We start from the raw sequence: 23,455 nt of genomic DNA on the forward strand, positions 1-23,455 counted from the left end.
ACTCCTGGCGCGAGAGGATCTGCAGACCTGCCGAGTCGAGCTTCATACCCTCCAGGCTGCCCGTCCGCCCCGCGACGGCGTTAGGGGCGAAAGTCCCCCGCATCACCGCCGATCTGCCCTCAGGCGGGCGGCCATGGCCGCGATCCGGGGCCGGCGGCGCCCGGCGGCGGGTCAGCCCGCGGCGGACACCGCGGTGATCTTGGCCGGGTTCATCATCCACAGCACCTGGTCGATGCCCTGGGCAGAGGCGTTGACGGTGGCCACCGCGAACACCGCGCCGTCGCGGCTCAGCAGGGCGGACGCCTGCCCGTTCAGGCTCGCCCACTCCACCTCGACCCCGGCCCAGAACCGGTTCGCGAACGCCCTGTGGTACTTGGCCACCCGGAAGGCGCCCACCACGGGGATGCGAGAGGCCCGGACGGCGCCACCGCCGTCGGAGTAACTGATCACGTCCGCCGCGAAGAGTTCCTCCAGCGTGGCCATGTCGCCGGAACGGGCGGCGGCGACGAAGGCCCTCAGGAGCCTGTGCTGCTCGGCGCCGGTCACCGGCGCGCGACGTTCGGCGACCACGTGTTTGCGAGCCCTGCTGACCAGCTGGCGGGCCGCCGCCTCGCTGAGCCGGATGATCTCGGCGATCTGCCGGTACGGATAGTCGAACGCCTCCCGCAGCACGTACGCGGCGCGCTCGCTGGGCGAAAGTTTCTCCAGGAGGAGCAGGACCGCGAACCCCAGAGCCTCGTCCCGCTCGGCGCCGAGATACGGATCCGCGCTGGTGTCGACGGGTTCCGGAAGCCACGGGCCGATGTAGGTCTCGCGGCGGACCCGCGCGGACCGGGCGGCGTTGATGGCCAGCCGCGTGGTCACCGTCGCCAGGAACGCGACCGGGTTGACCACCGCGCGGCGGTCGCAGGTCTGCCAGCGCAGCCAGACGTCCTGCACCAGGTCCTCGGCCTCGCCGGCGCTGCCCAGCATCCGGTACGCGATCCCGAACAGGCGCGGCCGCACGTCCGCGAAGATCATCGCGGCCTGTTGGAGATCTTCTGATTCACCCGATTCGTTCGTCGGCGCGGTATCCACCATGGTCATCGCCCCTTTCTCACCATATCGGGGGACCACGCCCCGGGCCGATGGCCCTCCCCGCCGGCTTACCGTGCCGGGCGTCCATGGCTTGCCTCGCGCGCGTACCCGGTGCGGGCCGGGTCCGTGACCTCGCCCCTCGGAGATCGTCCCGGTCGCGGATTCCCGGCGCCGGCGTACCGGCGGCGGCCGACGACTCCGACCACCGCGCTGTCACGCTCGGTTACCTCGTGCGCCCGGAGACCTCGCGGCGAGTGGGCGGGAGAAGGAGGTGAGGTGCGTGCCGGGTCAGGGCGCCCTGAAAGCCATGGTGTAGGCGCCGGAGCCGGCCGTGGCGGTCACCCGGTAGCGGTAGTAGCCGGCCGTGCCGGTGTAGGTGATCTGCGCGTCCGGGCCGGGGCCGCCGGAGGTGGCGACGGTTCGCCAGGCGCTCCTGTTGTCCCACTTCTGCAGGTACAGGTCGAAGTCGGCGCCGTCGGGACCGTTCAGGCAGCCGGAGTGGACCCCCGAGACGCCGGCGCGGTAGTAGACGTTCCTCGGCTGGTAGGCCGACCGGCCGGCGGCCAGGGTGCCGCTGTAGGTGCTGGGGTAGCCGGTACAGGTGACCGTGATCGGTGGCGGGTCACCCGCGGTGGTCCGCAGGGTCAGGCCGTAGGCGGTGAGGATCTCGCCGACCGGCTGGAAGTAGGTGGTGCCGCCCGAGGCGCAGTCGCCCGAGCCGCCGGAGGTGACGCCCTGGGCCTGGTCGAGGGAGATGAACGAGCCGCCGGAGTCGCCGGGTTCGGCGCAGACGCTGGTGCGGACCAGCTGCGCGACGATGCCCTGCGGGTAGGTGACGCTGGCGTCGCGCTGCTGGATGAGGCCGCAGTGCCAGTCGGTGGTGGAGCCCGCCCGGCAGACCGAGGCGCCCTCGACGGAGGCCATGGCGCCGGCGACGGGCACGATGCCGCCCTCGCCGTTGTCCACCCCCGAAGTACCCTTCCAGTTGTCGTTGACCGCGACCCAGGCGTAGTCGCTGCCGGGGAAGACCGATCCCTGGAAGGTGCCCTGGGTGACGCGGTTGAAGCCGGCGGTGGTGGCGCCGGTCCTGCCGCAGTGGCCGGCGCTGACGAAACCCTCCTGGCCGCCCTTGAGCACGGAGAAGCCGATCGAGCAGCGGCTGGTGACGTCGATGTAGTAGGCGGTGCCGCCCACCAGGTCGTACAGGGGCAGGGGGGCCTCGTCGGAGGGCAGCACGATCGTCGTGGTCTCGTCCACGCCGGTGCTCTGGATGACGTTGCGCACCTGGGCGGGCTCGGGGCTCAGGACGACCACCTTGTTGCGCTTGATGTCGACGTAGCGCACGGTCGACATGAGCGGCTGCGACGGCAGCGCGTCATCCAGTTTCCTCTTGATCTCCGAGAGCTCCGCCAGCGACTTCGCGACGATCTCGGCCTGGGCCCCCGCGGCGAGGATCGTGGGGATGTCGGAGATCGCCGTGGTGGCCACCATCAGGGTGTGCGCGGTCTTCGGGCGAAGCCAGGCGCCGCCGAAGTGGGTACCGAGCGTTCTTTGCAGCCGCGCCGCGACCGGCATCAGGCGGGCCTCGTTGAGCAAGCGAGCTCTGGCCTGCTTGGGAGACAGGCCGAGGTCGCGTTGTACGGCCTCCAGCATGCCCGGCGGCGGTTCCGGCGCGGCCGAGGACTTCGGGGCGATCGGCGCGACCGGAACGGCCGCCCCGGCGGGGGTGGTTCTCTGGTGGTCGGCGCCGGCCGGAACGGCGGCGAGGGCGAGTGCGGTGACCATCAGGACGCATCCGGCGGTGGCGGCATGTCTGCGAGACATGGATCTTCTCCCCTTGACCTCGGTCGTCGAAGCATGCGGGGAGATCACCCTGTGTAACCAGTGGATCATGCGACAGGACAGTGCCACCTTAGATCAGCCGGGACCGATCGCGGGCGCGAAGGCCGCTCGCCACGCGGGCGTGGATTTCCGCCGGCCGGCCCCGCCTCTCCCGCGCGCCCCGGCGGGCGTGGCCACGCCGAACACCCCCGTCCGGCCGCCGCCGGCGACCGCGAGGACCACGGTGGCTCACGGCTTCACGTTTCCGGTGTGATTAGACCGTAATAAGGCGATCGCTTGACGGCATGGTTGTTAGCGTTCACAGTCTTGTCCAACGCAAGATGAGGAGCGGCCGTGCAGACAAGTGTGGGGCTCCACCCGCCGGTGGCTGCCGAGGCGTCCGGGTCGGCGAGCGTGTCGCGCCGGACGGTCACCTGGATGCTCAACAAGCCTCCGGGCGCATGGAGGACAGGCGCCCGGAAACCGCGGAGCCGCGCGGCGACGCGGCACCGGCGCACTGCCGTGGCGGGTTCGCGCGGCGGGCGCGCCAGGTGAACATCTCGCGCGCGCCCTTGCTCATCCTGCGGGATAACGGTACTCGGCAGAGGTAGCCGTCAAATCGGACGACCAGCACAATTCACGGTTTTCCGCCCAAATGTTAACGCTCACATAAAGGACACCCCCCATGTTCCGAAAAGTCTCAGCGTTCGTCCTGGCGGGCGTCATCGCCACGGCGATGACAGGCTGCGGTAGCACGAGCACGCCGGCCACCGGCACCGACAGTGGCAAGGTCGCCGACGACGGCAAGATCACCATGGGTTTCTCCCAGGTCGGCGCGGAAAGCGGCTGGCGTACGGCCAACACCAAGTCGGTGCAGGAGTCGGCGAAGGCGGCGGGCGTGGAGCTGAAGTTCTCCGACGCCCAGCAGAAGCAGGAGAACCAGATCAAGGCGATCCGGTCCTTCGTCCAGCAGAAGGTCGACGTCATCGCGTTCTCGCCGGTGGTGGAGTCGGGCTGGGACACGGTGCTGAAGGAGGCGCAGAACGCCAAGATCCCGGTGATCCTCACCGACCGGGCGGTGGATTCGGCCGACAAGACGCTGTACAAGACCTTCCTGGGCTCGGACTTCGTGGAGGAGGGCAAGAAGGCCGGTCAGTGGCTGGTGGAGGAGTACAAGGACTCCAAGGACCCGGTGAACATCGTGGAGCTGCAGGGCACCACGGGGTCGGCGCCGGCCAACGACCGCAAGGCGGGGTTCGCGGAGGTGATCGCGGCCGATCCGAAGTTCAAGATCGCCGCTTCGCAGACCGGTGACTTCACCCGGGCCAAGGGCAAGGAGGTGATGGAGGCGTTCTTGAAGTCCACTCCGGACATCGATGTGCTGTACGCGCACAACGATGACATGGGGCTGGGCGCGATCGAGGCGATCGAGGGCGCGGGCAAGGTGCCGGGCAAGGACATCAAGATCATCACGATCGACGCGGTGAAGGACGGGATGCAGGCCCTGGCCGACGGGAAGATCAGCTACATCGTCGAGTGCAGCCCGCTGCTCGGCCCCCAGCTGATGGACCTGGCCAAGAAGGTCGTCGCCGGTGAGCAGGTGCCGGCGCGTGTGGTGACCGAGGAGACCACCTTCACCCAGGAGCAGGCCAAGGAAGCCCTGCCCACCCGCCAGTACTGAGCCGCCCACCCCGGGAAAGAAGAAAGGAGCGCGGCATGGACGCACCGGCACCGATCGTACGGATGAGCGGGATCGGTAAACGATTCCCCGGCGTCAAGGCCCTGGACGACGTCGGCTTCCGGCTGCTGCCGGGCGAGGTGCACGCGCTGATGGGAGAGAACGGCGCGGGGAAGTCGACGCTGATCAAAGTCCTCACCGGCGTGTACGGCGTCGACGAGGGCGAGATCGAGCTGGCCGGGAAGCCGGTCGCCTTCTCCAGCCCGTCAGCCGCCCAGCAGGCCGGTATCAGCACGGTCTACCAGGAGGTCAACCTGTGCGGGAACCTCTCGGTGGCGGAGAACATCTTCGTGGGCCGGGAACCGCGCAGGTTCGGCCGCATCCGGTGGAAGGAGATGCGCCGGCGGGCCAAGGAACTGATGGGCCGCCTGGACCTGCGTGTCGACGTGTCGGCGCCGCTGGCGTCGTACTCGCTGGCCGTGCAGCAGATGGTCGCGATCGCCAGGGCGATCGACATCGACGCCAAGGTGCTGATCCTCGACGAGCCGACCTCCAGCCTCGACGCCGGCGAGGTGGCCCAGCTGTTCCGGGTGATGCGCCGGCTGAAGGAGCAGGGCATCGCCATCCTGTTCGTCTCGCACTTCCTCGACCAGATCTACGAGGTGTCGGACCGCATGACGATCCTGCGCGACGGGAAGCTCGTGGGGGAGTACCTCACCCGCGAACTCTCCCAGGTCGACCTGGTCGCCAAGATGATCGGGCGGGAGCTGGCCGACCTGGAGAAACTCGACGAGAAGCCGCCCGCCCGGGTCACGGAGCCGCTGGTCGAGGCCAGCGACCTCGGGCGGGTGGGCGCCATCGCCCCCTTCACCCTGACCATCAGGCAGGGCGAGGTCGTCGGGCTGGCCGGCCTGCTCGGCTCCGGCCGCACCGAGCTGGCGCGGCTGCTGTTCGGCGCCGACCACGCCGACAGCGGCTCGCTGGAGGTCGGCGGCAAGCAGATCGCGCTGCGCACACCACGGGCGGCGATGAACCGGAAGATCGCCTTCTGCTCGGAGAACCGGCGGGCGGAAGGACTCGTCGACGAGCTCACGGTGCGGGAGAACATCGTCCTCGCGCTGCAGGCCTCGCGCGGCTGGAGCAGGCCGCTGTCCCGGCGCAAGCAGGACGAGCTGGTCGCCAAGTACATCGCCACCCTGAACATCCGGCCGGGTGACCCCGAGCAGCCGGTCCGCACCCTCAGCGGCGGCAACCAGCAGAAGGTGCTGCTGGCCCGCTGGCTGATCATGGAGCCCCGGCTGCTCATCCTCGACGAGCCCACCCGGGGGATCGACGTCGGCGCGAAGGCGGAGATCCAGCGGCTGGTCGCCGAACTGTCCGACGGAGGCATGGCCGTGCTGTTCATCTCCGCCGAGCTGGAGGAGGTCCTGCGGCTCAGTCACCGGGTCGGGGTGCTACGCGACCGCGCGCTGGTCGCCCAGCTCGACAACGACGACGCGCTCACCACCGACATCCTGATGCAGAAGATCGCGAGCGGAGCGCCGGCATGAGTTCTGTGCGAGACCGCGCCGGCGCCCTGGCCCGGCACCGGCTGCTCTGGCCCGGTGTGATCCTGGTCGCGCTGCTGGCGCTCAACGTGGTGTTCACCGACAACTTCCTGCACGTGCAGATGAGGGACGGGCACCTCTACGGCAGCCTCATCGACATCCTCCGCTTCGGGGCGCCGCTGATCCTGGTCGCGCTGGGCATGACGCTGGTCATCGCCACCGGCGGCATCGACCTGTCGGTCGGTTCGGTGGTGGCGATCGGCGGGGCGCTGGCCTGCATGCAGATCAGCGGCCTGGCCGACCAGAACTCCGTCGCCGGCGTGCTGTCGGCGATCGGCGTCACGCTGGTGGTGGCGCTCGCGCTCGGAGCCTGGAACGGGTTCCTGGTGGCCGCCGTGGGCATCCAGCCGATCATCGCGACGCTGATCCTCATGGTCGCGGGACGGGGCCTGGCCCAGCTGATCACCGACGGGCAGATCATCACGATCAACAGTGCCCCGTACAAGCTGGTCGGCGGCGGCTACTGGCTCACGCTGCCGTTCGGCATCCTCATCGTGATCGCGCTGACGGCGCTGACCGCCTTCCTCACCAGAAGGCTGGCCCTGGGCATGTTCATCGAGGCGGTCGGCGGCAACGCCGAGGCCAGCAGGCTGTCCGGGATCCGCTCCCGGGGCGTGCTGATCGTGACCTACACCTTCTGCGGGCTGTGCGCGGGCATCGCGGGGCTGATGATCAGTTCCAACGTGTCCAGCGCGGACGGCAACAACGCCGGCCTGTGGATCGAGCTGGACGCCATCCTGGCCGTCGTCATCGGCGGCACCTCGCTGGCGGGCGGCCGGTTCTCCCTCGGCGGCACCGTGCTGGGGGCGTTGATCATTCAGACCCTGACCACCACGATCTACTCGATCGGCGTGCCGCCGGAGACGACGCTGCTGTTCAAGGCGCTCGTGGTGACGATCGTTTGCCTGCTGCAGTCGCCGGCCTTCCGGCGGAGGATCTTCCAGTGGGAGCGGGACGATCCCGCACCGCCGCCCGCTCCGGAGGGCGGTCCCGGCCGCCCCCTCGCGGGCACGGCCACCGGCGAGCAGGTACGGGAAGAGACGGTGAGGAACAGATGACGGACACCACCCTGGCCGGCCCGGCCGGGCGGCTCGCGATCCCCCGCAGGTACGTCCCGGTCATGGTGACCGCGGGCCTGCTCATCGCGATGTTCGCGGCCGGCGGCATCCGGTACGAGGGGTTCGCCAGCGGGCAGGTGATCCTCAACGTCTTCGTCGACAACGCGTTCCTGCTCGTCGTCGGCGTCGGCATGACGTTCGTGATCCTCGCCGGCGGCATCGACCTGTCGGTGGGCGCGGTGGTGGCGCTGTCCACGATGGTCACGGCCAGCCTCGTCACGAACCAGGGCTGGCCGGCGCCGGTGGTGATCGTGCTGGTGCTGGCCATCGGCGCGACGCTGGGATTCGGGATGGGGGCGATCATCCACTACTTCGAGGTCCAGCCCTTCATCGCGACCCTCGCCGGGATGTTCCTGGCCCGCGGGCTGTGCTACACGATCGGCACCGACTCGATCCCGATCACCGACGGCATCTTCACCGCCTTCGCGCAGACCAGGATCGACCTGGGCGGCGAGATGTGGATCTCGCCGAGCGTGGTGATCGCCGCGATCGTGGTGCTGGTGGCCGCGTACGTGCTGCACTACACGCGGCTGGGACGCACGGTCTACGCCGTCGGCGGGAGCGAGCAGTCCGCGCTGCTCATGGGTCTCCCGGTGGGGCGGACGAAGATCGCCGTCTACACGATCAGCGGGCTGTGCTCCGCGCTCGGCGGGATCCTGCTGTCCTTCTACATGCTGTCCGGGTACGGCCTGCACGCCGTCGGCATGGAACTGGACGCCATCGCGGCGGTGGTCATCGGCGGCACGCTGCTCACCGGCGGCTCGGGCTATCTCTTCGGCACCGTGCTGGGCATCCTCGTGCTCGGCCTGACCCAGACGATCATCAGCTTCGAGGGGACCCTCAGCTCCTGGTGGACCAAGATCTTCATTGGCCTGCTGCTGTTCGCCTTCATCCTGCTGCAACGGCTCATCGGCGTCCGGCGGTCCTGAGCCGGGGGGACCGGCCGGCCGGCGGCCGGTCCCCCCGGCTCACGTCTCACGGCTGTGACCGCCTTATCCGCGGTACGCCGTGAACGGCCCCGTCCGCCCTCGACCACGACGGCCGGCCGCGCGTCCGGCGTCGCTCCGCGAGGCGGTGAGCCGCGCCGCGCTCCCCGCGGGTCGCCGGCGCGGGCGGGCGGCTCACAGCAGCCGTCTTTGCACCACGTCGGCGATGACCGTGGTCACGATCCGATGGACGGCTCCGGCCTCGGGCGGGGTGCCCCCCGCGCCGGCGTACAGCAGGTGCCCGGCCCCGACCAGCGTGAACGCGAGCGTGTCGGTGTCGGCGTCCACGGCGATGCGGCCCATCTCGCACTCGGCGGTGAGGTAGGAGGCGAGCATGGCCCCTGCCTCCGCCAGGACCGGGACGCCGGTCGACCCGGCCCGGCGCAGCCGGGCGCGCAGGTCGTCCCGGGAGATGACGAGGCCGACGATCGCCACGGCGACCGTCTCGAACAGTTCCGTCAGCGCGCCGGTGAGGTTGCCGGCGACGGTGCCGGTCCCGGCGGAGTCGTACAGGGCGGCGGCCTGAGGGCCGATCCGGGCGGCGCGGTCCAGCACGAGCTCGGCGAGGAAGGCGTCGAAGTCGGTGAAGTGCCGGTGCAGGACCCCCTTGGCGCAGTCGGCCTCCGTGGTGACCGCCCGGCTGGTCAGCGCGTTCGGCCCGTCTCTGAGCAGGACGCGCTCGGCGGCGTCGAACAGCTGCTCGCGCGCGTCGCGCATGGCCACCCCCGTCGGCACCGTGCATCCCTCTTCCCGGTCGAGGAGCCCGCCCGTTGACGAGTGGGCATGTGCCCACTAGCGTGGGCGCATGCCCACTATACCGCCGGCCGGAGCGCCTCTTCCTGGGAACGACCTTCATCGACACCGGCAGGTGGCGGAATCGTTCGGCGTGGACGCCGAACGCTACGACCGCACCCGGCCCCGCTATCCCGACGCCATGGTGGACCGGATCGTCGCCGCCTGCCCCGGGCCCGGCGTCCTCGACGTCGGCTGCGGCACCGGCATAGAGGCCCGGCAGTTCCAGGCGGCCGGCTGCGAGGTCCTCGGCGTCGAGCCCGACGCGCGGATGGCCGACTTCGCGCGGCGCGGCGGGGTCGAGGTCGAGGTGGCGACGTTCGAGGCCTGGGACCCCGCCGGCCGCATGTTCGACGCGGTCGTCGCGGGGACGGCCTGGCACTGGGTGGACCCGGTGGCGGGAGCCGCCAAGGCGGCGCGGGTGCTGCGGCCCGGTGGGCGGCTGGCGGCGTTCTGGCACGTGTTCCAGCTTCCGCCCGGCGTGGCGGAGACCTTCGCCGCTGTCTACCGGCGGGTGGTGCCCGACTCGCCGTTCGTCTTCCAGGAGAAGGGGAACGCCCTGGAGGGATACCAGGTGCTGTTCGCCAGGGCCGCCGACGGGATACGGGAGGCGGGCGGGTTCGGCGACCCGGAGCAGTGGCGGTTCGACTGGGAGTGTCACTACACCCGGGACGCGTGGCTGGACCAACTGCCCACCTCCGGCGCTCTCACCCGGCTCCCGCGGGACAGGCTGGCGGAGGTGCTGGAGGGCGCCGGCTCCGCCGTCGACGCGATGGGGGGCGGCTTCACGATGCCCTACACCACGGTGGTCGTCACCGCCGCGCGCACCGGCGCGGCCTGACACGGCCGGCGTGCGCGGTACGGCGGCCGGCCCGCGTTCCGGGAAGCCGGCCCTCGTGGAACCCCTCCTGGAACGTGGGCCGGTGCCTCCCGCGTCGACGAGGGCGCTTTGACAGGACGGTCGCCGGTACACATACTCAAGTGCGCGATAATGAACCAAAGTTCGCACAGCGAACACTGGCCGGACGGAGTGCCGTGCGCGGAGACAAGGTGATCGCCACGGCCGCGGAGGCCCTGGCGGACGTGCGCGACGGCGCGTCGTTCGCGGTGGGCGGGTTCGGCCTGAGCGGCATCCCGAACGTGCTGATCCAGGCCCTGTACGACACGGGGGTGCGCGGGATCGGCGTGGTGTCGAACAACTGCGGCGTGGACGGCGGCGGCCTGGGCGTCCTGCTGGAGGCGGGCCGGATCGGCCGGGTGACCGCCTCCTACATCGGCGACAACAAGGAGTTCGCCCGGCAGTACCTGACGGGGGAGCTGGAGGTGGAGCTCACCCCGCAGGGCAGCCTGGCCGAGCGGCTGCGCGCGGGCGGCTGCGGCATCCCCGCCTTCTACACCCCGGCCGGGGTCGGTACGCCGGTCGCCGACGGCGGGCTGCCGTTGCGGCACGGCCCGGACGGCTCGGTGGTGCTCGCCTCGCCGCCCAAGGAGGTGCGCGAGTTCGACGGCCGGGCCTACGTGCTGGAGCACGGCATCACCACCGACTTCGCGCTGGTGCGGGCGGCCAGGGGAGACCGGCACGGCAACCTCGTGTTCGGCAAGGCCGCCAGGAACTTCAACCCGCTGGCCGCGATGGCCGGGCGGGTCACGATCGCCGAGGTCGAGGAGCTGACCGAGCTCGACCCCGACGAGATCCACCTGCCCGGGGTGTTCGTCCAGCGCGTCGTGCCGCTCACCCCGGAGCAGGCCGCCGACAAGGCCGTCGAGCGGCGTACCACCTCCGTGCCCGAGGAGCGAGGGGGGGCCACCTCATGAGCTGGAGCCGTGACCAGATGGTCGCGCGCGCGGCGGCCGAGCTGCGCGACGGTGACCACGTCAACCTCGGCATCGGCCTGCCCACCCGCATCCCCTCCTTCCTGCCGGCGGGCACGGACGTGATCCTGCACTCGGAGAACGGCATCCTCGGCGTCGGTCCCTACCCCGCGCCGGACGCGGTCGACCCCGACCTGATCAACGCGGGCAAGGAGACCGTGACCGTGCTCCCCGGCGCGTCGTTCTTCGACTCCTCGCTGTCGTTCGGCATGATCCGCGGTGGTCACATCGACGCGGCGGTGCTGGGCGCGATGCAGGTCTCGGCCCGTGGCGACCTGGCCAACTGGATGGTCCCCGGCAGGCTCGTCAAGGGCATGGGCGGCGCGATGGACCTGGTCCACGGCGCCCGCAGGGTCATCGTGATCATGGATCACGTCGCCAAGGACGGCTCGCCGAAGATCGTCGAGGAGTGCTCGCTGCCCCTCACGGGGAAGGAGTGCGTCCACCGGATCATCACCGACCTCGGCGTCCTCGACGTCACGGGGGAGGGGCTGGCGCTGGTGGAGACCGCCCCCGGGGTGAGCCTGGCGGAGCTGCGCGATCGTACGGACGCGGAGGTGAGGGCGTGAGGAGCGTCTCCGCCGTGGCCGGGACGGCCCGCTCCGGTCTCGCCTTCCCGCGCGTCGGCGCCGGTCAGGGCCCGGCCGTCGTTCCCGAAAGGTAGGAGTTCATGTCCACACCCCTCACGCAGGCCGACATCGACCGCGAGATCGCCGAGCTCCGCGACCTCCGGAACGCCGGTGACGGCCGGGAGACGCACCACCCGTCCCGCGACTACGGCCCCTACCGCAGCACCGTGCTCCGCCACCCGAGACAACCGCTGATCGCGCTCAAGGACCCGGAAGCGGCCGAGCTGGCCGGGCCGGTCTTCGGCGTCACCGACGTCACCGCGCTCGACGCCGACCTGACCAGGCAGCACCTCGCCGAGCCGCTGGGCGAGCGCATCACCGTGCACGGCCGCGTCCTCGACAGGGACGGCCGCCCGGTGCGCGGCCAGCTCGTGGAGATATGGCAGGCCAACGCCTCCGGCCGCTACCCGCACCAGCGCGACGACCACCCGGCCCCTCTCGACCCCAACTTCACCGGCGTCGGCCGCTGTCTCACCGGTGACGACGGCGGCTACGCCTTCACCACGATCAAGCCCGGCGCCTACCCGTGGCGCAACCACACCAACGCCTGGCGCCCCGCGCACATCCACTTCTCTGTCTTCGGCACCGCCTTCACCCAGCGCCTGGTCACCCAGATGTACTTCCCGAACGACCCGCTGTTCGCCTACGACCCCATCTTCAACTCCGTCACCGACGAGCGAGCCCGGCAGCGTCTGGTCGCCGCCTACGAGCACGACCTGTCCGTCCCCGAGTGGTCCCTCGGCTACCGGTGGGACATCGTTCTGGACGGCCCCGCCGCCACCTGGACGGAGGAGGGCCGATGAACCCCACCCCCTCGCAGACCGTCGGCCCCTTCTACGGCTACGCGCTCCCGTTCCCCGGCGGCGGTGACATCGCGACCGGCGGGATCACCGTGCACGGGTACGTCTACGACGGCGCGGGCGTCCCGGTGCCGGACGCGCTGCTGGAGTTCTGGCAGGCCGCCCCGTCCGGCGACCTCGCCGGCGCGCCCGGCACGCTGCGCCGCGACCCGGTGACCGGCGCGGTCATCGGCAGGCACGGCGTCGACTTCACCGGCTTCGGCCGGGTGCCCACCGGCGCCGACGGCCGCTGGACGCTGCGCACGCTCGTGCCCGGCAACGGCTACATCAGCGTGTGCGTGTTCGCCCGCGGCCTGTTGCACCATCTCTACACCCGCGTCTACCTCGCCCACGACGCCTTCCTCGACTCGCTGCCGCCCGAGCGCGCGCACACGCTGCTGGCCGCGCGGGAGGGGGAGGACCGCTACCGCTTCGACATCCACCTTCAGGGCGAGAAGGAGACGATCTTCTTCGACTTCGGCTGATCCCGGGCGGCCACCCCGTGGAAGCGGCCGGCCTCAGGTGGGCATGCCGGTGTCGACGCGGTGGTAGAGCGCGCTGAAGAGCGGCCAGGTCAGGGCGGCCATCTCGGCGGGGGGCCGCGGGCATCCGCGCTGGAGCCAGTCGGCGGCCACGCCGATGAGCGCCCCGGCGGTGAACGCGGCCGGGACGTCGTGCGGGATGTCCGACGGAGGGCCGGAGTATCCAACCAGATCGCCGGCGGTGATCTGGTGGAGGCGGCCGTAGACGGCCGCGGCGATGCGGCGGCGGATGTGGTCGACGACGCGCGCGCTGCCCTGCGGCCCCAGCAGGGTGCGGTAGAGCCCGGCGTGCTCGGCGAGGCTGGCGAAGAACGCCTCCAGCGACTGGGTCGCCTCCGGCGCCGGGTCCGCCGTCTCCGGGCCGGGGGCGGGCAGGGAACCGATCAGCTCGTCGATCATCGCGGTGCAGGCGGCCTCGGCGAGCTCGTGGACGTCGCGGTAGTGGTCGTAGAAGGTCGAGCGGCTCACCCCGGCGCGTTCGGCGACGTCGGCGACGGTGATCCGGGAGAGGTCCCGCTCCTCGACGAGCTGGATCAGCGCGCGTGCCAGGGCCGTGTGCGTGCGGCGCACGCGCCGGTCGCCGGAGGGAGTGTCGCTGCTCTTGGTCGTGGCCACATCCTTCACTTTACCGGCAAACTACACATGTAGGTTTCCCGACACATGTAGGGTAGCGTGATGGTGCGGGACGACCGAAAGGACCTCGTCGCATGCGGGCACACGCGGGCCGGGCCGCCGCGTCCCCTCCGCGTGCGCGCCCGCCGATCCATCCGTTCGCAAGGAGATGACGCATGAGTGCCGACGAGCAGGTCCTGCGCTACCCGATCCCCAACGACAAGGCGCTGGAGCCGCCCGCGGAATGGGCCGAGCTGCGCGGCACGTGCCCGGTGGCGCACGTGGAGCTGCCCAGCGGCGACCGGGCGACGCTGCTGACCCGCTACGCCGACGTCAGGCAGGTGCTCGCCGACCCGCGCTTCACCCGCCAGCTCACCGCCCCCGACGCGGCACGGCTGTCGGCGGAGGGCGGCGGGGTCTTCAGCAGCGAGATGGCGCAGATCATCCCCGACGGGGGCGAGGAGCACCAGCACTGGCGGCGACTGGTCGGCAAGTGGTTCACCGCCAAGCGGATGGCCGCCCTGCGGCCCTCGATGGCACGGATCGCCGAGGAGCTCATCGACGACATGGTCAAGCGCGGCGCCCCCGGTGACCTCAGGGCGGGCCTGGGCTTCCCGCTGCCGGTGTACGTCATCTGCGACATGCTTGGCGTGCCGGCCGCCGACCGGGACCGGTTCTCGTACTGGTCCGACACCCTGCTCAACCTCACCCGCTACACCAGGGCCGAGACCGAGGCCGCCCAGGTGGAGTTCTTCCAGTACATGTCCGAGCACGTCGCCGCCAAGCGCGCCGAGCCGGGCGAGGACCTGCTGAGCGAGCTGATCGCGGCCGGCGGCCCCGAGGACGGCGGGCTGTCCGACATCCAGATCCTGGTCACCGGCATGGGACTGCTGGTCGCCGGGCACGAGACCACCGCCAACATGATCGGCAAGATGGTCTCCATGCTGCTGGCCGACCGCGGACGGTGGGAGCGGCTGCTCGCCGACCCGTCGCTGGTGCGCACGGCGGTGGAGGAGACGCTGCGGCTCGACGCCAACTCCGGCTTCGGCCTGCCGCGCTACCTGCCCGTGGAGACCGAGGTGGGCGGTACGGCCCTGCCCCGCGGCACCACCGTGGTGTGCAGCATGGCCGCGGCCAACCGGGACGAGAGCGTCTTCGAGGCCGCCGCCGAGATGGACCTGAGCCGCAGCCCGAACCCGCACCTGGCCTTCGGCGCGGGCGCCCACTCCTGCCTGGGCCAGTCACTGGCGCGCACCGAGCTGCAGGTCGTGCTCGAGGTGCTGCTGCGCAGGCTTCCGTCCCTGGAGCTGGCCGTCCCGGTGGAGGAGCTGGAACGCGTGGAGGGGCTGGCCGTCGGCGGCCTGCGCACGGTGCCGGTCCGCTGGTGACCGGGCACCGTCCCACCCGGCCGGCCGGTAGAGAGGAACCCCATATGAAGGTCACCATGAAGGTCACCGTGGACGAGGACAAATGCTGCGGCGCCGGCCAGTGCGTGCTGATCGCGCCGGAGGTGTTCGACCAGCGCGAGGACGACGGCATCGTCGTCCTGCTCGACCCCGAGCCCGGCGCGGACCGGCACGCCCTGGTCCGCGAGGCCGCCGCCGTCTGCCCCGCCGCCGCGATCGCGCTGAGCGAGGAGATCTGAGCGGCACCGCACCTCGCGCGTGACGCCCTCGCCGTAGGAGCGTCCCCGCACGAGCGGCGGGACGGCGACACCGGCGACGCGCTCCACCGCCGACGGCCGTGTCATCTCCCGCCGGGCGGCGTCCACGTCGTCCTCTCACGGCCATCTTGCCCTCCTCGATCGTCACCTTCGCCCGCAGAGCCGGCGGAGGTCGCCTCAGGACGGGGTCTGCGGCCACTCGCTCGCGGCCCGCGCGATCGCGCGCCGGATGGGTTCGTAACCGGTGCACCGGCAGAGGTTGGAGCCGACCAGGGCGGCGACGCGCTCCGGGGCGTCGCCGACGGAGGGGTCCGACTCCAGCGCCCCGGCGGCCACCATCAGGAAGCCCGGCGTGCAGAAACCGCACTGCAGGGCGTGCTCGGCGGAGAAGGCCCGCTGCAGCGGATGGGGCTCGCCGCCGGGGCCGGACAGCCCTTCGACGGTGCGCACCGAGCCGCCGTCGCACTGTACGGCCAGCATGAGGCACGACCGGACGGCCTCGCCGTCGACCAGCACCGTGCAGGCCCCGCAGACGCCGTGCTCGCAGCCCAGGTGCGTGCCCGTGAGGCGGCAGTCCTCGCGCAGCACGTCGGCCAGCACGCGCCGGGGCTCCACGTCGAGCGCGCGCTCCTCGCCGTTCACCGTGATGGTGATCCTCATCGGTGGCCTCCTTGGGACGTGCCGGTCCGTGACAGCCGATCCCTCGCCGCCTCGCACAGGGTCCTGCCGACCAGGACGGCGACGGCCTGGCGCCGGTACTCCACGTCGGCGTACGGTTCGGGCAGGGGCGCGGCGTCCTGCTCGGCGGCGACGCGGCCCGCGCGGGCGAACGGGTGGTCGCCGGGCACCCGGCGTCCGGCCGGGGGCGTGATCTCGGCGCCGATCAGCGCCTGCTCGGCGGCGCGGGCCCGTACCGGCCGGTCGGCGCAGTTGACGAGCCCGATCCTCGCCTCGGTGATCACCCCGTCGGGTGCGGTGAGCGTCGCCGCCACGGCCACCTGGGCGAAGCAGAAGTGCGTGCGCCGGTGCTCGGCGAAGCCGACGCCGGTGTCGTCGGCGAGCAGCGGGAACCGTACGGCGGTGATGAGCTCGTCCGGCGTGCGCGAGGTCAGGAACGGCCCGAGGAAGTAGTCGCGAGCCGCGATCTCGCGTGGGCCGCCGGCGCCGTGCACCTCGATGCCGGCGTCGAGGGCGAGGGCGAGGGCGCACCACTCCGCGGCCGGGTGCGCCCAGGCGAGGCTGCCCACCAGGGTGCCGCGGGAGCGGATGGGCGGATGGGCGACGTTGACGACGGCGCGGGAGAACAGGGTGCCGAGCGGGCCCGGCACGGCCCGCTCCCGCTCGAAGGCGGCGTGGCGGATCAGGGCGCCGACCCGCAACGTGCCGTCGTCGACGCTCATGTGGTCGAGCTCGGGGACGCGGTTGATGTCGACCACCAGCTCGGGGCGGATGCGCTGCAGGCGCATCTCCAGGACGAGGCTCTGGCCGCCGGCGAGGATCCGGGCACTCGGCCCGGAACCGAGCGCGTCGACGGCCTCGCGCACCGTGCGCGGCGCGACGTAGTCGAAGGCGGCGGGCTTCACCGGACCTCCTCCGGGAGTTTCGGGGCGCGGGCCGCCCGCCACACCACGTCCGGGGTGAGCGGCATCTGCAGCAGGCCGGGGTCGGCCACCCGCAGCGCGTCGGCCACCGCGTTGACGATCGCGGCCGGCGTGCCGATGCAGCCCGACTCTCCCGCTCCCTTGGCGCCCAGCGGCGTGCTGGGGCTCGGCGTGCGGGTGTCCCTGAGCTCGATGGGCGGGATCTCGGCGGACGTCGGCAGCAGGTAGTCCAGCAGCGCTCCGGCGAGCAGGGGCACGCCGTTCTCCCCGAAGGGGATGCCCTCGTACAGCGCCTGGCCGATGCCCTGCACGGCCGACCCGAAGGCCTGCCCGTGCACCATGGCCGGGTCGAGCACCACCCCGCAGTCGTCCACCGCCACCAGCCGCAGCACGCGCACGGTGCCGAGCTCCGGATCGACCTCCGCCACCGCCGCGTGGGCGCCGAACGGGAACGCCATGCCCGACTCGAACCGGCCGCCCACCCGCATCGGCCCGGTCGCCTTCACCAGCTCGGCCAGGTCCATCGTCGCCGAGCCGTCGTGGACGGTGTGCACGGTGCCGTCGGACCACGCCACCTCCCCCTCCGGCACCTCCCACAGGGCCGCCGCCCGCGTCCGCGCCTCCTCGACGAGCAGCGTGGCGGCGTTCCGCAGCGCCGCGCCGGCCACCTGCGCCGACCGGCTGGCGAAGGAGCCCACCCCGTCCGGCTGCTCGTCGGTGTCGCCCTCGACCAGCCGGACCCGCGCACCGTCGACACCGAGGGTCCCGGCGACCAGCGCGGGGAAGACCGTCTCGTGGCCCTGGCCGCTGGAGGCCGTGCCGCAGCGAGCGGTGACCGTGCCGTCCTCGTGCGCCTCGACGCCGGCGAACTCGTGCAGCCCCCCTGGTTCGCCACCGGAGCGTTCCACGTAGCAGGACAGGCCGATCCCCAGTGGGAGGGACTCCGGGTCCGCCCGGCGGCGGGCCTGCTCGGCCCGCCATCCGTCGTAGCCGAGGGTCTCCAGCGCCAGGTCGAGCGCGGCGGAGTAGTTCCCGCTGTCGTAGCGCCGCCCGGTGGGCGTCTCGTAGGGGAAGTCCCCGGGCGGGATGAAGTTGCGCCGCCGCAGCTCCGCCGGGTCCATTCCCAGCCGGCGGGCCAGCGTGTCCATCGACCGCTCCAGCGCGATCGCCGCCTCGGGGCGCCCCGCGCCTCGATAGGGGTAGGTCACCATGGTGTTGGTGAGCATCGAGCGGACGGTGGCGTGCACCCGCGGGGTGGTGTACGGACCTGTCGCCATCCAGGCGGTCTGCATGGGCAGCCCGACCCCGAGGTGGGGGTAGGCGCCGATGTCGGCGTCGATGTTCAGCTCGTACGCGAGCAGGCGCCCGTCGGCGTCGGCGGCGAGCCGGATCCTCTGGTCCTGGCCCCGGCCCCGGGTGGCGACCATCATGGACTCCAGCCGGTCCTCGATCCACCGGACGGGACGCCCGAGCTCCACCGCCAGGAAGGCGACCGCGACGAACTCCGGGAAGGTCGCGCTCTTCGACCCGAACGCGCCCCCGGTGTCCGGCACCACCACGCGCACCCGCTCGACCCGCGGGCCCAGCAGCGCGGTCAGCTCCCGGCGCAACCGATGCGGTGCCTGATGGCCCGACCACACCGTCAGCACGTCTCCCTCGGGCACGGCGAGGATCGTCCTGCACTCCATGGGGATGGGCATCAGCAACTGCTGGCGGTACCGGCCCTCCACCACGACCGCCGCCTCCCGCCACACCGACTCCTCGATCGGCTTCCCGGCCTCCCCCAGCAGGGCGACGTTGCTCAGCCCGTCGAACAGGCGGACGGAGTCTTCCGCGGCGGCGGACGGCGTCACCACCGCGGGCAGCGGATCGATCCGGAAGGTGACCTCGGCGGCCCCGTCCTCGGCCCGGTAGCGGTCCTCGCCCAGGACCACCGCCAGCGCCTCGCCCGGGTAGCGCACCCGGTCCCTCACCAGCACCGGCCACTCCCGGCCGGCCACGGCCTCCTCCGTGGACAGCTGGGCGAGCGGCACGTACGGAACCGGAGGCAGGTCCTGCAGCACGGCGGCCGACCGCGCGCAGGGCGGCATCCCGGAGAGATCCGCGGCGGACCAGGCTCCCACCACTCCCGGCACCTCGAAGGCGGCGGAGCAGTCCACCTCGCGCAGTACGCCGTGCGCGACGTCGCTCCTGACGAACACGGCGTCCAGGCAACCCGGCACGTCCATGTCGGCGACATAGCGGCCCTCACCGGTGAGCAGCCGTTCGTCCTCACGCCTTGACCATTGCTCCACAACCAAGACCTCCGCGCCGCGCATGTCATCGCATGGTTCGGTCGATTTCCAGTGGGATGCGTGGGGGGCGAAGGGCATTCGTGGTGAGCCGCCGGATGGCAGGTGGCGCGAGTCGTTCGTGGACGCACCGGGTGCGTGAATGAGACGTACTGAATCAACGGTACATGTGGATTTGATGGGGTTTTGCTGGCTTGAAGGGAACTTTGAGATGATTTTCCCGGGTTTCGATGGCCGGGGGATTCTCCGGTCGCCGATCACCTCCGCGGGGGAGCGGGCAAGGGGAAAGGGCCGAGGGGGAGCCGGGCGGAGTCGAGACCGCCGCCGTTGGCCATGACCTGGTCCCACCCGTGGTTCCCGAAGGCGTACAGCTGCGAGTAGGTGCTCTCGTAGTGCTGCCACACCTGGTGGAGGGGGGTGCACTCGGGCGTGACGAAGACGAAACCGTCGAACGACGCGATCTTCTCCGCCCGGGCCGGCGTGTGCGGCCGTCGGCGTTCCCACCGTCTCGGACGAGCCTCGGCCGACGCCCGGCCGAGCTGTGAACGGGCAGCGAGAGGTTCGAGCGTTTCAGCCGGCGGTCCGGTTCGCGCAACCTCCCGGTGGAGCTACCAGGCGGTCGCGCCGCCGTCGACCGGGTAGTTGGCGCCGGTGATGTACGACGCCCGGTCGGAAGCGAGGAAGGCCGCCACCTCGACGATCTCCTCGGGCCGGGCGAACCGCTTGAGGAGCGTCTTGCCGGTTACCGCGTCCCGGGCCGCCTGGTCGTCGCCGAGATCGCGGTCACTGGCCGGAGTCAGGACGGGCCCGGGGCTGATCGCCACCGCGCGGATCCCATGGCGCGCACCCTCGAGCGCGAGCTGTCGCGTCATGCCGATGACGCCCGCGTTCGCCGCGGTGTGCGCGACCATCGGAGGGACCTCGCCGGCGATCATGCCGGCCATGGACGCGACGTTGATGATGACGCCGCCACCGCGCCGGACCAGGTGCGGCCATGCGAACTTCGACACGAAGAAGGGGATGTCGAGTTCGCCTGCCATGGCCACCCGCCAGTCGTCGACCGGGAAATCCGGCATCGGGCCGAAACGTTGCAGGGCCGCGTTGTTGTAGACAACGTCGAGGCCGCCGTAGGCGGTCACGGCGTCCTCGACGACCTGCCGCGCCTGCTCCGGATCGGTGAGATCGACCGGTGCGATGCCCGTCATCTCACCGCCGCCGCGACGTACGAGTTCGACCGTCTCGTTGTTGGCGTCGGCCTGGATGTCGCACCCGACGACCTTCGCGCCCTCTCTCGCGAAGATCAGCGAAGCGACGCGGCCCTGACCTCCCGCGGTGCCGGTGATCAGCACTACCTTCCCGTCAAGCGTTCCCATGGAGCTCCTCCTGGTCCGTGGTTCGTCCGGGTGACGACCGCGCGAGCCGACCGGGATGGACGGCCTTCGTCACGATCGGCCCCGAGGATGCCCGCCGCCGGCGGCACTTCGCCGTCACCGGGGTCGCGAGGTCCATGAACCGGCCCCGATCGCGGTTCATGGACGCCGTCGCAGGGCGGTTCGCGATGTCCGTGCCGCCCGACGTGGCCGGCTCGCACGCGTCGGTCGTGATGTCCGCCCTCGTCGGATCGGTTCGGGGCGGGGTGTTCAGCGGGCGCGCATCGGCGCGAGCGCCGTGCTCCAGGCCACGACCTGACCCAGCATCGCGGTGAGCGACTCACGCTGGAAGTCGTTGGGCCTGAACACGCTGAAGTTCTCGAAGTCGGTGAAGAGTGACAGCGCCACCTGGTTCCGCACGTCGGCCATCTGGAGCTCGGCTGCGATCAGGCGCAGATGTTCCACCGCGCGCGTGCCGCCGGCCGAGCCGTAGCTGACGAACCCGACGGCCTTGTTGTTCCACTCGCCGTACAGGAAGTCGATGGCGTTCTTCAGCGCGCCTGACGTCGAGTGGTTGTACTCGGGCGTCACGATGACGAACCCGTCGAACGAGGCGATCTTGTTCGCCCACAGCAGGGTGTGCGGCTGGGTGTACTGGCCCAACGACGGCGGCATCGCTTCGTCGAGGTGCGGGAGGTTGTAGTCGAGCAGGTCGACGAGTTCGAACTCCGCGTCGGTCCGCTGGGCGGCGACCTGGTGCACCCAGCGGGCGACGGCCTCCCCGTTGCGTCCGGGACGGGTGCTGCCAAGGATGATCCCGATTTTGGTCATCGGCGTACTCCACTTCTCTGACGGTAGATGGTTGCTTCGTCAAGAAAGGAAAGTACTAGTGCTTGCTGCGTGAAGCAAATAGGATGTGTCCATGACCACAGAGCGGCCGTTGCAGCCACTGACCCCCGACGAGGAGGCGCTGATCCGTGCGCTGCCTCGCCTGATGTACGCGCTGCCCCGCGCGATCGACGCCGACATGACCCGCGAGCAACAGCTGCCGCTCATCGAGTGGACGGCCCTGATGCGGTTGTCCGAGACGCCGCAGAAGCAGATGCGGATGGGCGAGCTCGCGGTCGCCTGTGAACTCTCGCTGAGCGGGATGACCCGCGTGGTCACCCGCCTGGAGGGTCAGGGCATGATCGAACGGGTCAGGTGCGACAACGACGCCCGCGGGTGGAGCGCCGTCCTCACCGCAGCCGGCCTCGCCCGCCTGGAACGGGCGTGGCCGAGCAACCTGGCCAGCGTGCGCCGGCACTTTCTCGACCACCTCGAAGGCGTCGATCTCGCCCGGCTCGCCCGTGCGCTTCAGCACGTCCCGATCACCGACTGAGGCGGGTGCCGGGAACTGCCGCGGGTGTGCGAAGAGGCGGGATCTCGTGTCGGTGCCCGCCGCCGAACCGGCGGATACGGCGGGAGGCCGGCTTCCGCCGTAGGCTGGATCTCGCACGCGATGGAGGGAAGGCTGAGGTGGCCCAGACGATGGTGGCCGAGGTGATGGCCGAGCTGGCCGAACTCGCGGACCCGAGAATTCGCGAGGTCAACGAGAGACACGGCGACGATCACGGTGTGAACCTCGGCAAGCTGCGCGCGCTCGCGAAGCGGCTGAAGACGCAGCAGGAGCTCGCGTGCCGGCTCTGGGAGACGGACGACAGCGCGGCGAGACTGCTGGCGATCCTGATCTGCCGCCCTAAGGCGTTCGGGCGTGACGAACTGGACGCCATGGTGCGCGAGGCGCGCACGCCCAAGGTGCACGACTGGCTCGTGAACTACGTGGTGAAGAAGAGCCCGCACTCCGAAGAGCTGCGCCTGGCCTGGACGGCCGATCCGGATCCGGTGGTCGCGAGTGCCGCCTGGGCGCTGACCACCGAACGCGTGGCGAGGAAGCCCGAGGTCCTCGACCTCGCGGGGCTGCTCGACGTCATCGAGGCGGAGATGAAGGACGCCCCGGATCGCCTGCAGTGGGCGATGAACCACTGCCTGGCGCAGATCGGGATCGAGCACGCCGAGCACCGCGCCCGTGCCATCGACATCGGTGAGCGCCTGGAGGTGCTCAAGGACTACCCGACCTCCCCGGGTTGCACGTCTCCGTTCGCGCCCATCTGGATCGCCGAGATGGTGCGCCGGTAGCACGACAGGAAGACAAGACCCACCGAGGCCGGCGGTCACTTGGTGATGGCATCGAGCAGATAGCGGCGTTGCTGCTCGGTCAGGTCACCGACGCGGCGGCCGGCTTCGCAGGTGCGGGGACCGGAGCCACCCTCCGCTGTTGCCCGGCGGACTCTCCCCGTCGTCCTGGTGTCACCATTGGGACAACCGCTTCGGGCCCGGTGGTCCACCGGCCCGCGTCCAGGAAGGCAGCCCACGCCCATGACCGTTCTCGACTCCCCGATCCCCAGGTTCCATCTGGCCGTGCCGGTCGACGACCTGGCCGCCGCGCGCCACTTCTACGGCGAGGTGCTGGGCCTGGAGCAGGGCCGCAGCGCGGACACCTGGGTGGACTGGAACCTGCGCGGCCACCAGTTCGTCACGCACCTGGCGCCCGGCCGTGCCCGGCCGGTGCACAACCCCGTCGACGGCCATGACGTCCCGGTGCCGCACTTCGGCCTGATCCTGACGATTCCGGAGTTCCGCGCGCTCGCCGAACGGCTGCGCGCGGCGGGTACCGAATTCGTCATCGAGCCCTATGTCCGCTTCGAGGGGCAGACCGGCGAGCAGTGGACGATGTTCCTGCTCGACCCGGCGGGCAACGCCCTGGAGTTCAAGGCGTTCGCCGACGACTCCCAGGTCTTCGCCTCCTGACGCGGAGGACAACCGGGGAGCCGGCGCGGGCCGCGGGTCCGTCCCCGGCACGCCTGACCACGGTCGATCACGTACTCGGCTGCCGGCACGCACGGCGGTGCGGTTCA

Annotated in this window: 24 protein-coding genes; 14 read left to right on the forward strand and 10 right to left on the reverse strand. The window is 71.3% G+C overall.

All coding sequences use genetic code 11. The features are described 5' to 3' along the window. Positions 1-171 precede the first annotated feature (171 nt). Both ACTOQ1_RS37755 and ACTOQ1_RS37760 read right to left on the reverse strand, forming a co-directional pair. Positions 172-1,086, reverse strand: a complete 915-nt coding sequence (locus ACTOQ1_RS37755) for an RNA polymerase sigma-70 factor (RefSeq protein WP_440072869.1) — start codon at positions 1,084-1,086, stop codon at positions 172-174. A 279-nt stretch (positions 1,087-1,365) separates the two neighbouring features. Then, the gene (locus ACTOQ1_RS37760) at positions 1,366-2,901 is read right to left on the reverse strand and encodes a S1 family peptidase (protein ID WP_440072871.1); all 1,536 of its coding nucleotides are present in this window, start codon (positions 2,899-2,901) and stop codon (positions 1,366-1,368) included. A gap of 682 nt (positions 2,902-3,583) precedes the next feature. Here ACTOQ1_RS37760 and ACTOQ1_RS37765 point away from each other — a divergent pair. The 4 genes from ACTOQ1_RS37765 to yjfF are packed head-to-tail and all read left to right on the forward strand — an operon-like array spanning position 3,584 to position 8,230. Beyond that, the gene (locus tag ACTOQ1_RS37765; RefSeq protein WP_440072872.1) at positions 3,584-4,579 is read left to right on the forward strand and encodes an ABC transporter substrate-binding protein; all 996 of its coding nucleotides are present in this window, start codon (positions 3,584-3,586) and stop codon (positions 4,577-4,579) included. A gap of 35 nt (positions 4,580-4,614) precedes the next feature. Continuing rightward, complete coding sequence (locus tag ACTOQ1_RS37770; RefSeq protein WP_440072873.1) at positions 4,615-6,126, forward strand: sugar ABC transporter ATP-binding protein; 1,512 nt, start codon at positions 4,615-4,617, stop codon at positions 6,124-6,126. Beyond that, positions 6,123-7,241 carry an ABC transporter permease gene (locus ACTOQ1_RS37775; RefSeq protein ID WP_440072874.1) on the forward strand — a complete coding sequence of 373 codons (1,119 nt, stop codon included), beginning with the start codon at positions 6,123-6,125 and terminating at the stop codon, positions 7,239-7,241. Before ACTOQ1_RS37770 ends, ACTOQ1_RS37775 begins: the two co-directional genes overlap by 4 nt. After that, positions 7,238-8,230 (forward strand): galactofuranose ABC transporter, permease protein YjfF, encoded by a 993-nt coding sequence (yjfF, locus tag ACTOQ1_RS37780; RefSeq protein ID WP_440072876.1) that lies wholly within the window; start codon positions 7,238-7,240, stop codon positions 8,228-8,230. Before ACTOQ1_RS37775 ends, yjfF begins: the two co-directional genes overlap by 4 nt. 192 nt (positions 8,231-8,422) lie before the next feature. Here yjfF and ACTOQ1_RS37785 read toward each other — a convergent pair whose 3' ends face one another. Next, positions 8,423-9,022 carry a TetR/AcrR family transcriptional regulator gene (locus tag ACTOQ1_RS37785; RefSeq protein WP_440072877.1) on the reverse strand — a complete coding sequence of 200 codons (600 nt, stop codon included), beginning with the start codon at positions 9,020-9,022 and terminating at the stop codon, positions 8,423-8,425. 133 nt (positions 9,023-9,155) lie between these two features. Here ACTOQ1_RS37785 and ACTOQ1_RS37790 point away from each other — a divergent pair, with 133 nt between their 5' ends. The 5 genes from ACTOQ1_RS37790 to pcaG all read left to right on the forward strand — a co-directional run bounded on the left by ACTOQ1_RS37790 (position 9,156) and on the right by pcaG (position 12,904). Further along, positions 9,156-9,920 (forward strand): class I SAM-dependent methyltransferase, encoded by a 765-nt coding sequence (locus ACTOQ1_RS37790; RefSeq protein WP_440072878.1) that lies wholly within the window; start codon positions 9,156-9,158, stop codon positions 9,918-9,920. A 194-nt stretch (positions 9,921-10,114) separates the two neighbouring features. Then, positions 10,115-10,894: a CoA transferase subunit A gene (locus ACTOQ1_RS37795; RefSeq protein WP_440072880.1), complete on the forward strand. Its 780-nt coding sequence runs from the start codon at positions 10,115-10,117 to the stop codon at positions 10,892-10,894. Continuing rightward, positions 10,891-11,520 (forward strand): CoA transferase subunit B, encoded by a 630-nt coding sequence (locus ACTOQ1_RS37800; RefSeq protein ID WP_440072882.1) that lies wholly within the window; start codon positions 10,891-10,893, stop codon positions 11,518-11,520. Before ACTOQ1_RS37795 ends, ACTOQ1_RS37800 begins: the two co-directional genes overlap by 4 nt. 101 nt (positions 11,521-11,621) lie before the next feature. Then, positions 11,622-12,383: a protocatechuate 3,4-dioxygenase subunit beta gene (gene pcaH / locus ACTOQ1_RS37805; protein WP_440072884.1), complete on the forward strand. Its 762-nt coding sequence runs from the start codon at positions 11,622-11,624 to the stop codon at positions 12,381-12,383. Further along, positions 12,380-12,904, forward strand: coding sequence for a protocatechuate 3,4-dioxygenase subunit alpha (gene pcaG / locus ACTOQ1_RS37810; RefSeq protein ID WP_440072886.1), 525 nt, complete (start codon positions 12,380-12,382; stop codon positions 12,902-12,904). The genes pcaH and pcaG overlap by 4 nt, the downstream gene beginning before the upstream one ends. 33 nt (positions 12,905-12,937) lie before the next feature. Here pcaG and ACTOQ1_RS37815 read toward each other — a convergent pair whose 3' ends face one another. Beyond that, positions 12,938-13,576: a TetR/AcrR family transcriptional regulator gene (locus ACTOQ1_RS37815; protein ID WP_440072887.1), complete on the reverse strand. Its 639-nt coding sequence runs from the start codon at positions 13,574-13,576 to the stop codon at positions 12,938-12,940. A gap of 173 nt (positions 13,577-13,749) precedes the next feature. Between ACTOQ1_RS37815 and ACTOQ1_RS37820 the strand changes: the two genes are divergently transcribed. Both ACTOQ1_RS37820 and ACTOQ1_RS37825 read left to right on the forward strand, forming a co-directional pair. After that, positions 13,750-14,961, forward strand: a complete 1,212-nt coding sequence (locus tag ACTOQ1_RS37820; RefSeq protein ID WP_440072888.1) for a cytochrome P450 — start codon at positions 13,750-13,752, stop codon at positions 14,959-14,961. Positions 14,962-15,017: 56 nt separating this feature from the next. Further along, positions 15,018-15,218: a ferredoxin gene (locus ACTOQ1_RS37825; protein WP_440072972.1), complete on the forward strand. Its 201-nt coding sequence runs from the start codon at positions 15,018-15,020 to the stop codon at positions 15,216-15,218. Between the two features lie 195 nt (positions 15,219-15,413). On the opposite strand, the gene ACTOQ1_RS37830 is transcribed toward ACTOQ1_RS37825, so the two are convergent. From ACTOQ1_RS37830 to ACTOQ1_RS37855, 6 genes are all read right to left on the reverse strand, one after another. Next, complete coding sequence (locus ACTOQ1_RS37830; protein ID WP_440072889.1) at positions 15,414-15,896, reverse strand: (2Fe-2S)-binding protein; 483 nt, start codon at positions 15,894-15,896, stop codon at positions 15,414-15,416. Further along, positions 15,893-16,819, reverse strand: coding sequence for an FAD binding domain-containing protein (locus tag ACTOQ1_RS37835; protein ID WP_440072890.1), 927 nt, complete (start codon positions 16,817-16,819; stop codon positions 15,893-15,895). The genes ACTOQ1_RS37830 and ACTOQ1_RS37835 overlap by 4 nt, the downstream gene beginning before the upstream one ends. Beyond that, positions 16,816-19,131 (reverse strand): xanthine dehydrogenase family protein molybdopterin-binding subunit, encoded by a 2,316-nt coding sequence (locus ACTOQ1_RS37840; RefSeq protein ID WP_440072891.1) that lies wholly within the window; start codon positions 19,129-19,131, stop codon positions 16,816-16,818. The genes ACTOQ1_RS37835 and ACTOQ1_RS37840 overlap by 4 nt, the downstream gene beginning before the upstream one ends. A gap of 254 nt (positions 19,132-19,385) precedes the next feature. Beyond that, positions 19,386-19,532: a hypothetical protein gene (locus ACTOQ1_RS37845; RefSeq protein WP_440072892.1), complete on the reverse strand. Its 147-nt coding sequence runs from the start codon at positions 19,530-19,532 to the stop codon at positions 19,386-19,388. A gap of 204 nt (positions 19,533-19,736) precedes the next feature. Next, the gene (locus ACTOQ1_RS37850) at positions 19,737-20,477 is read right to left on the reverse strand and encodes an SDR family NAD(P)-dependent oxidoreductase (protein ID WP_440072894.1); all 741 of its coding nucleotides are present in this window, start codon (positions 20,475-20,477) and stop codon (positions 19,737-19,739) included. 291 nt (positions 20,478-20,768) lie between these two features. Continuing rightward, entirely contained in the window at positions 20,769-21,329 is a 561-nt protein-coding gene (locus tag ACTOQ1_RS37855) for an NADPH-dependent FMN reductase (protein WP_440072896.1), read from the reverse strand. A gap of 91 nt (positions 21,330-21,420) precedes the next feature. On the opposite strand from ACTOQ1_RS37855, the gene ACTOQ1_RS37860 reads away from it, so the two are divergent. The 3 genes from ACTOQ1_RS37860 to ACTOQ1_RS37870 all read left to right on the forward strand — a co-directional run bounded on the left by ACTOQ1_RS37860 (position 21,421) and on the right by ACTOQ1_RS37870 (position 23,348). Then, complete coding sequence (locus tag ACTOQ1_RS37860) at positions 21,421-21,879, forward strand: MarR family winged helix-turn-helix transcriptional regulator (protein WP_440072897.1); 459 nt, start codon at positions 21,421-21,423, stop codon at positions 21,877-21,879. A 164-nt stretch (positions 21,880-22,043) separates the two neighbouring features. Continuing rightward, a complete protein-coding gene (locus ACTOQ1_RS37865) occupies positions 22,044-22,676 on the forward strand; it encodes a DNA alkylation repair protein (protein ID WP_440072974.1) in 633 nt (210 codons plus the stop codon). A gap of 240 nt (positions 22,677-22,916) precedes the next feature. Then, positions 22,917-23,348, forward strand: a complete 432-nt coding sequence (locus ACTOQ1_RS37870) for a VOC family protein (protein WP_440072898.1) — start codon at positions 22,917-22,919, stop codon at positions 23,346-23,348. Positions 23,349-23,455: the final 107 nt, after the last annotated feature.

The organism is Streptosporangium sp. OZ121 (assembly GCF_051918885.1).
Lineage (GTDB): Bacteria > Actinomycetota > Actinomycetes > Streptosporangiales > Streptosporangiaceae > Streptosporangium.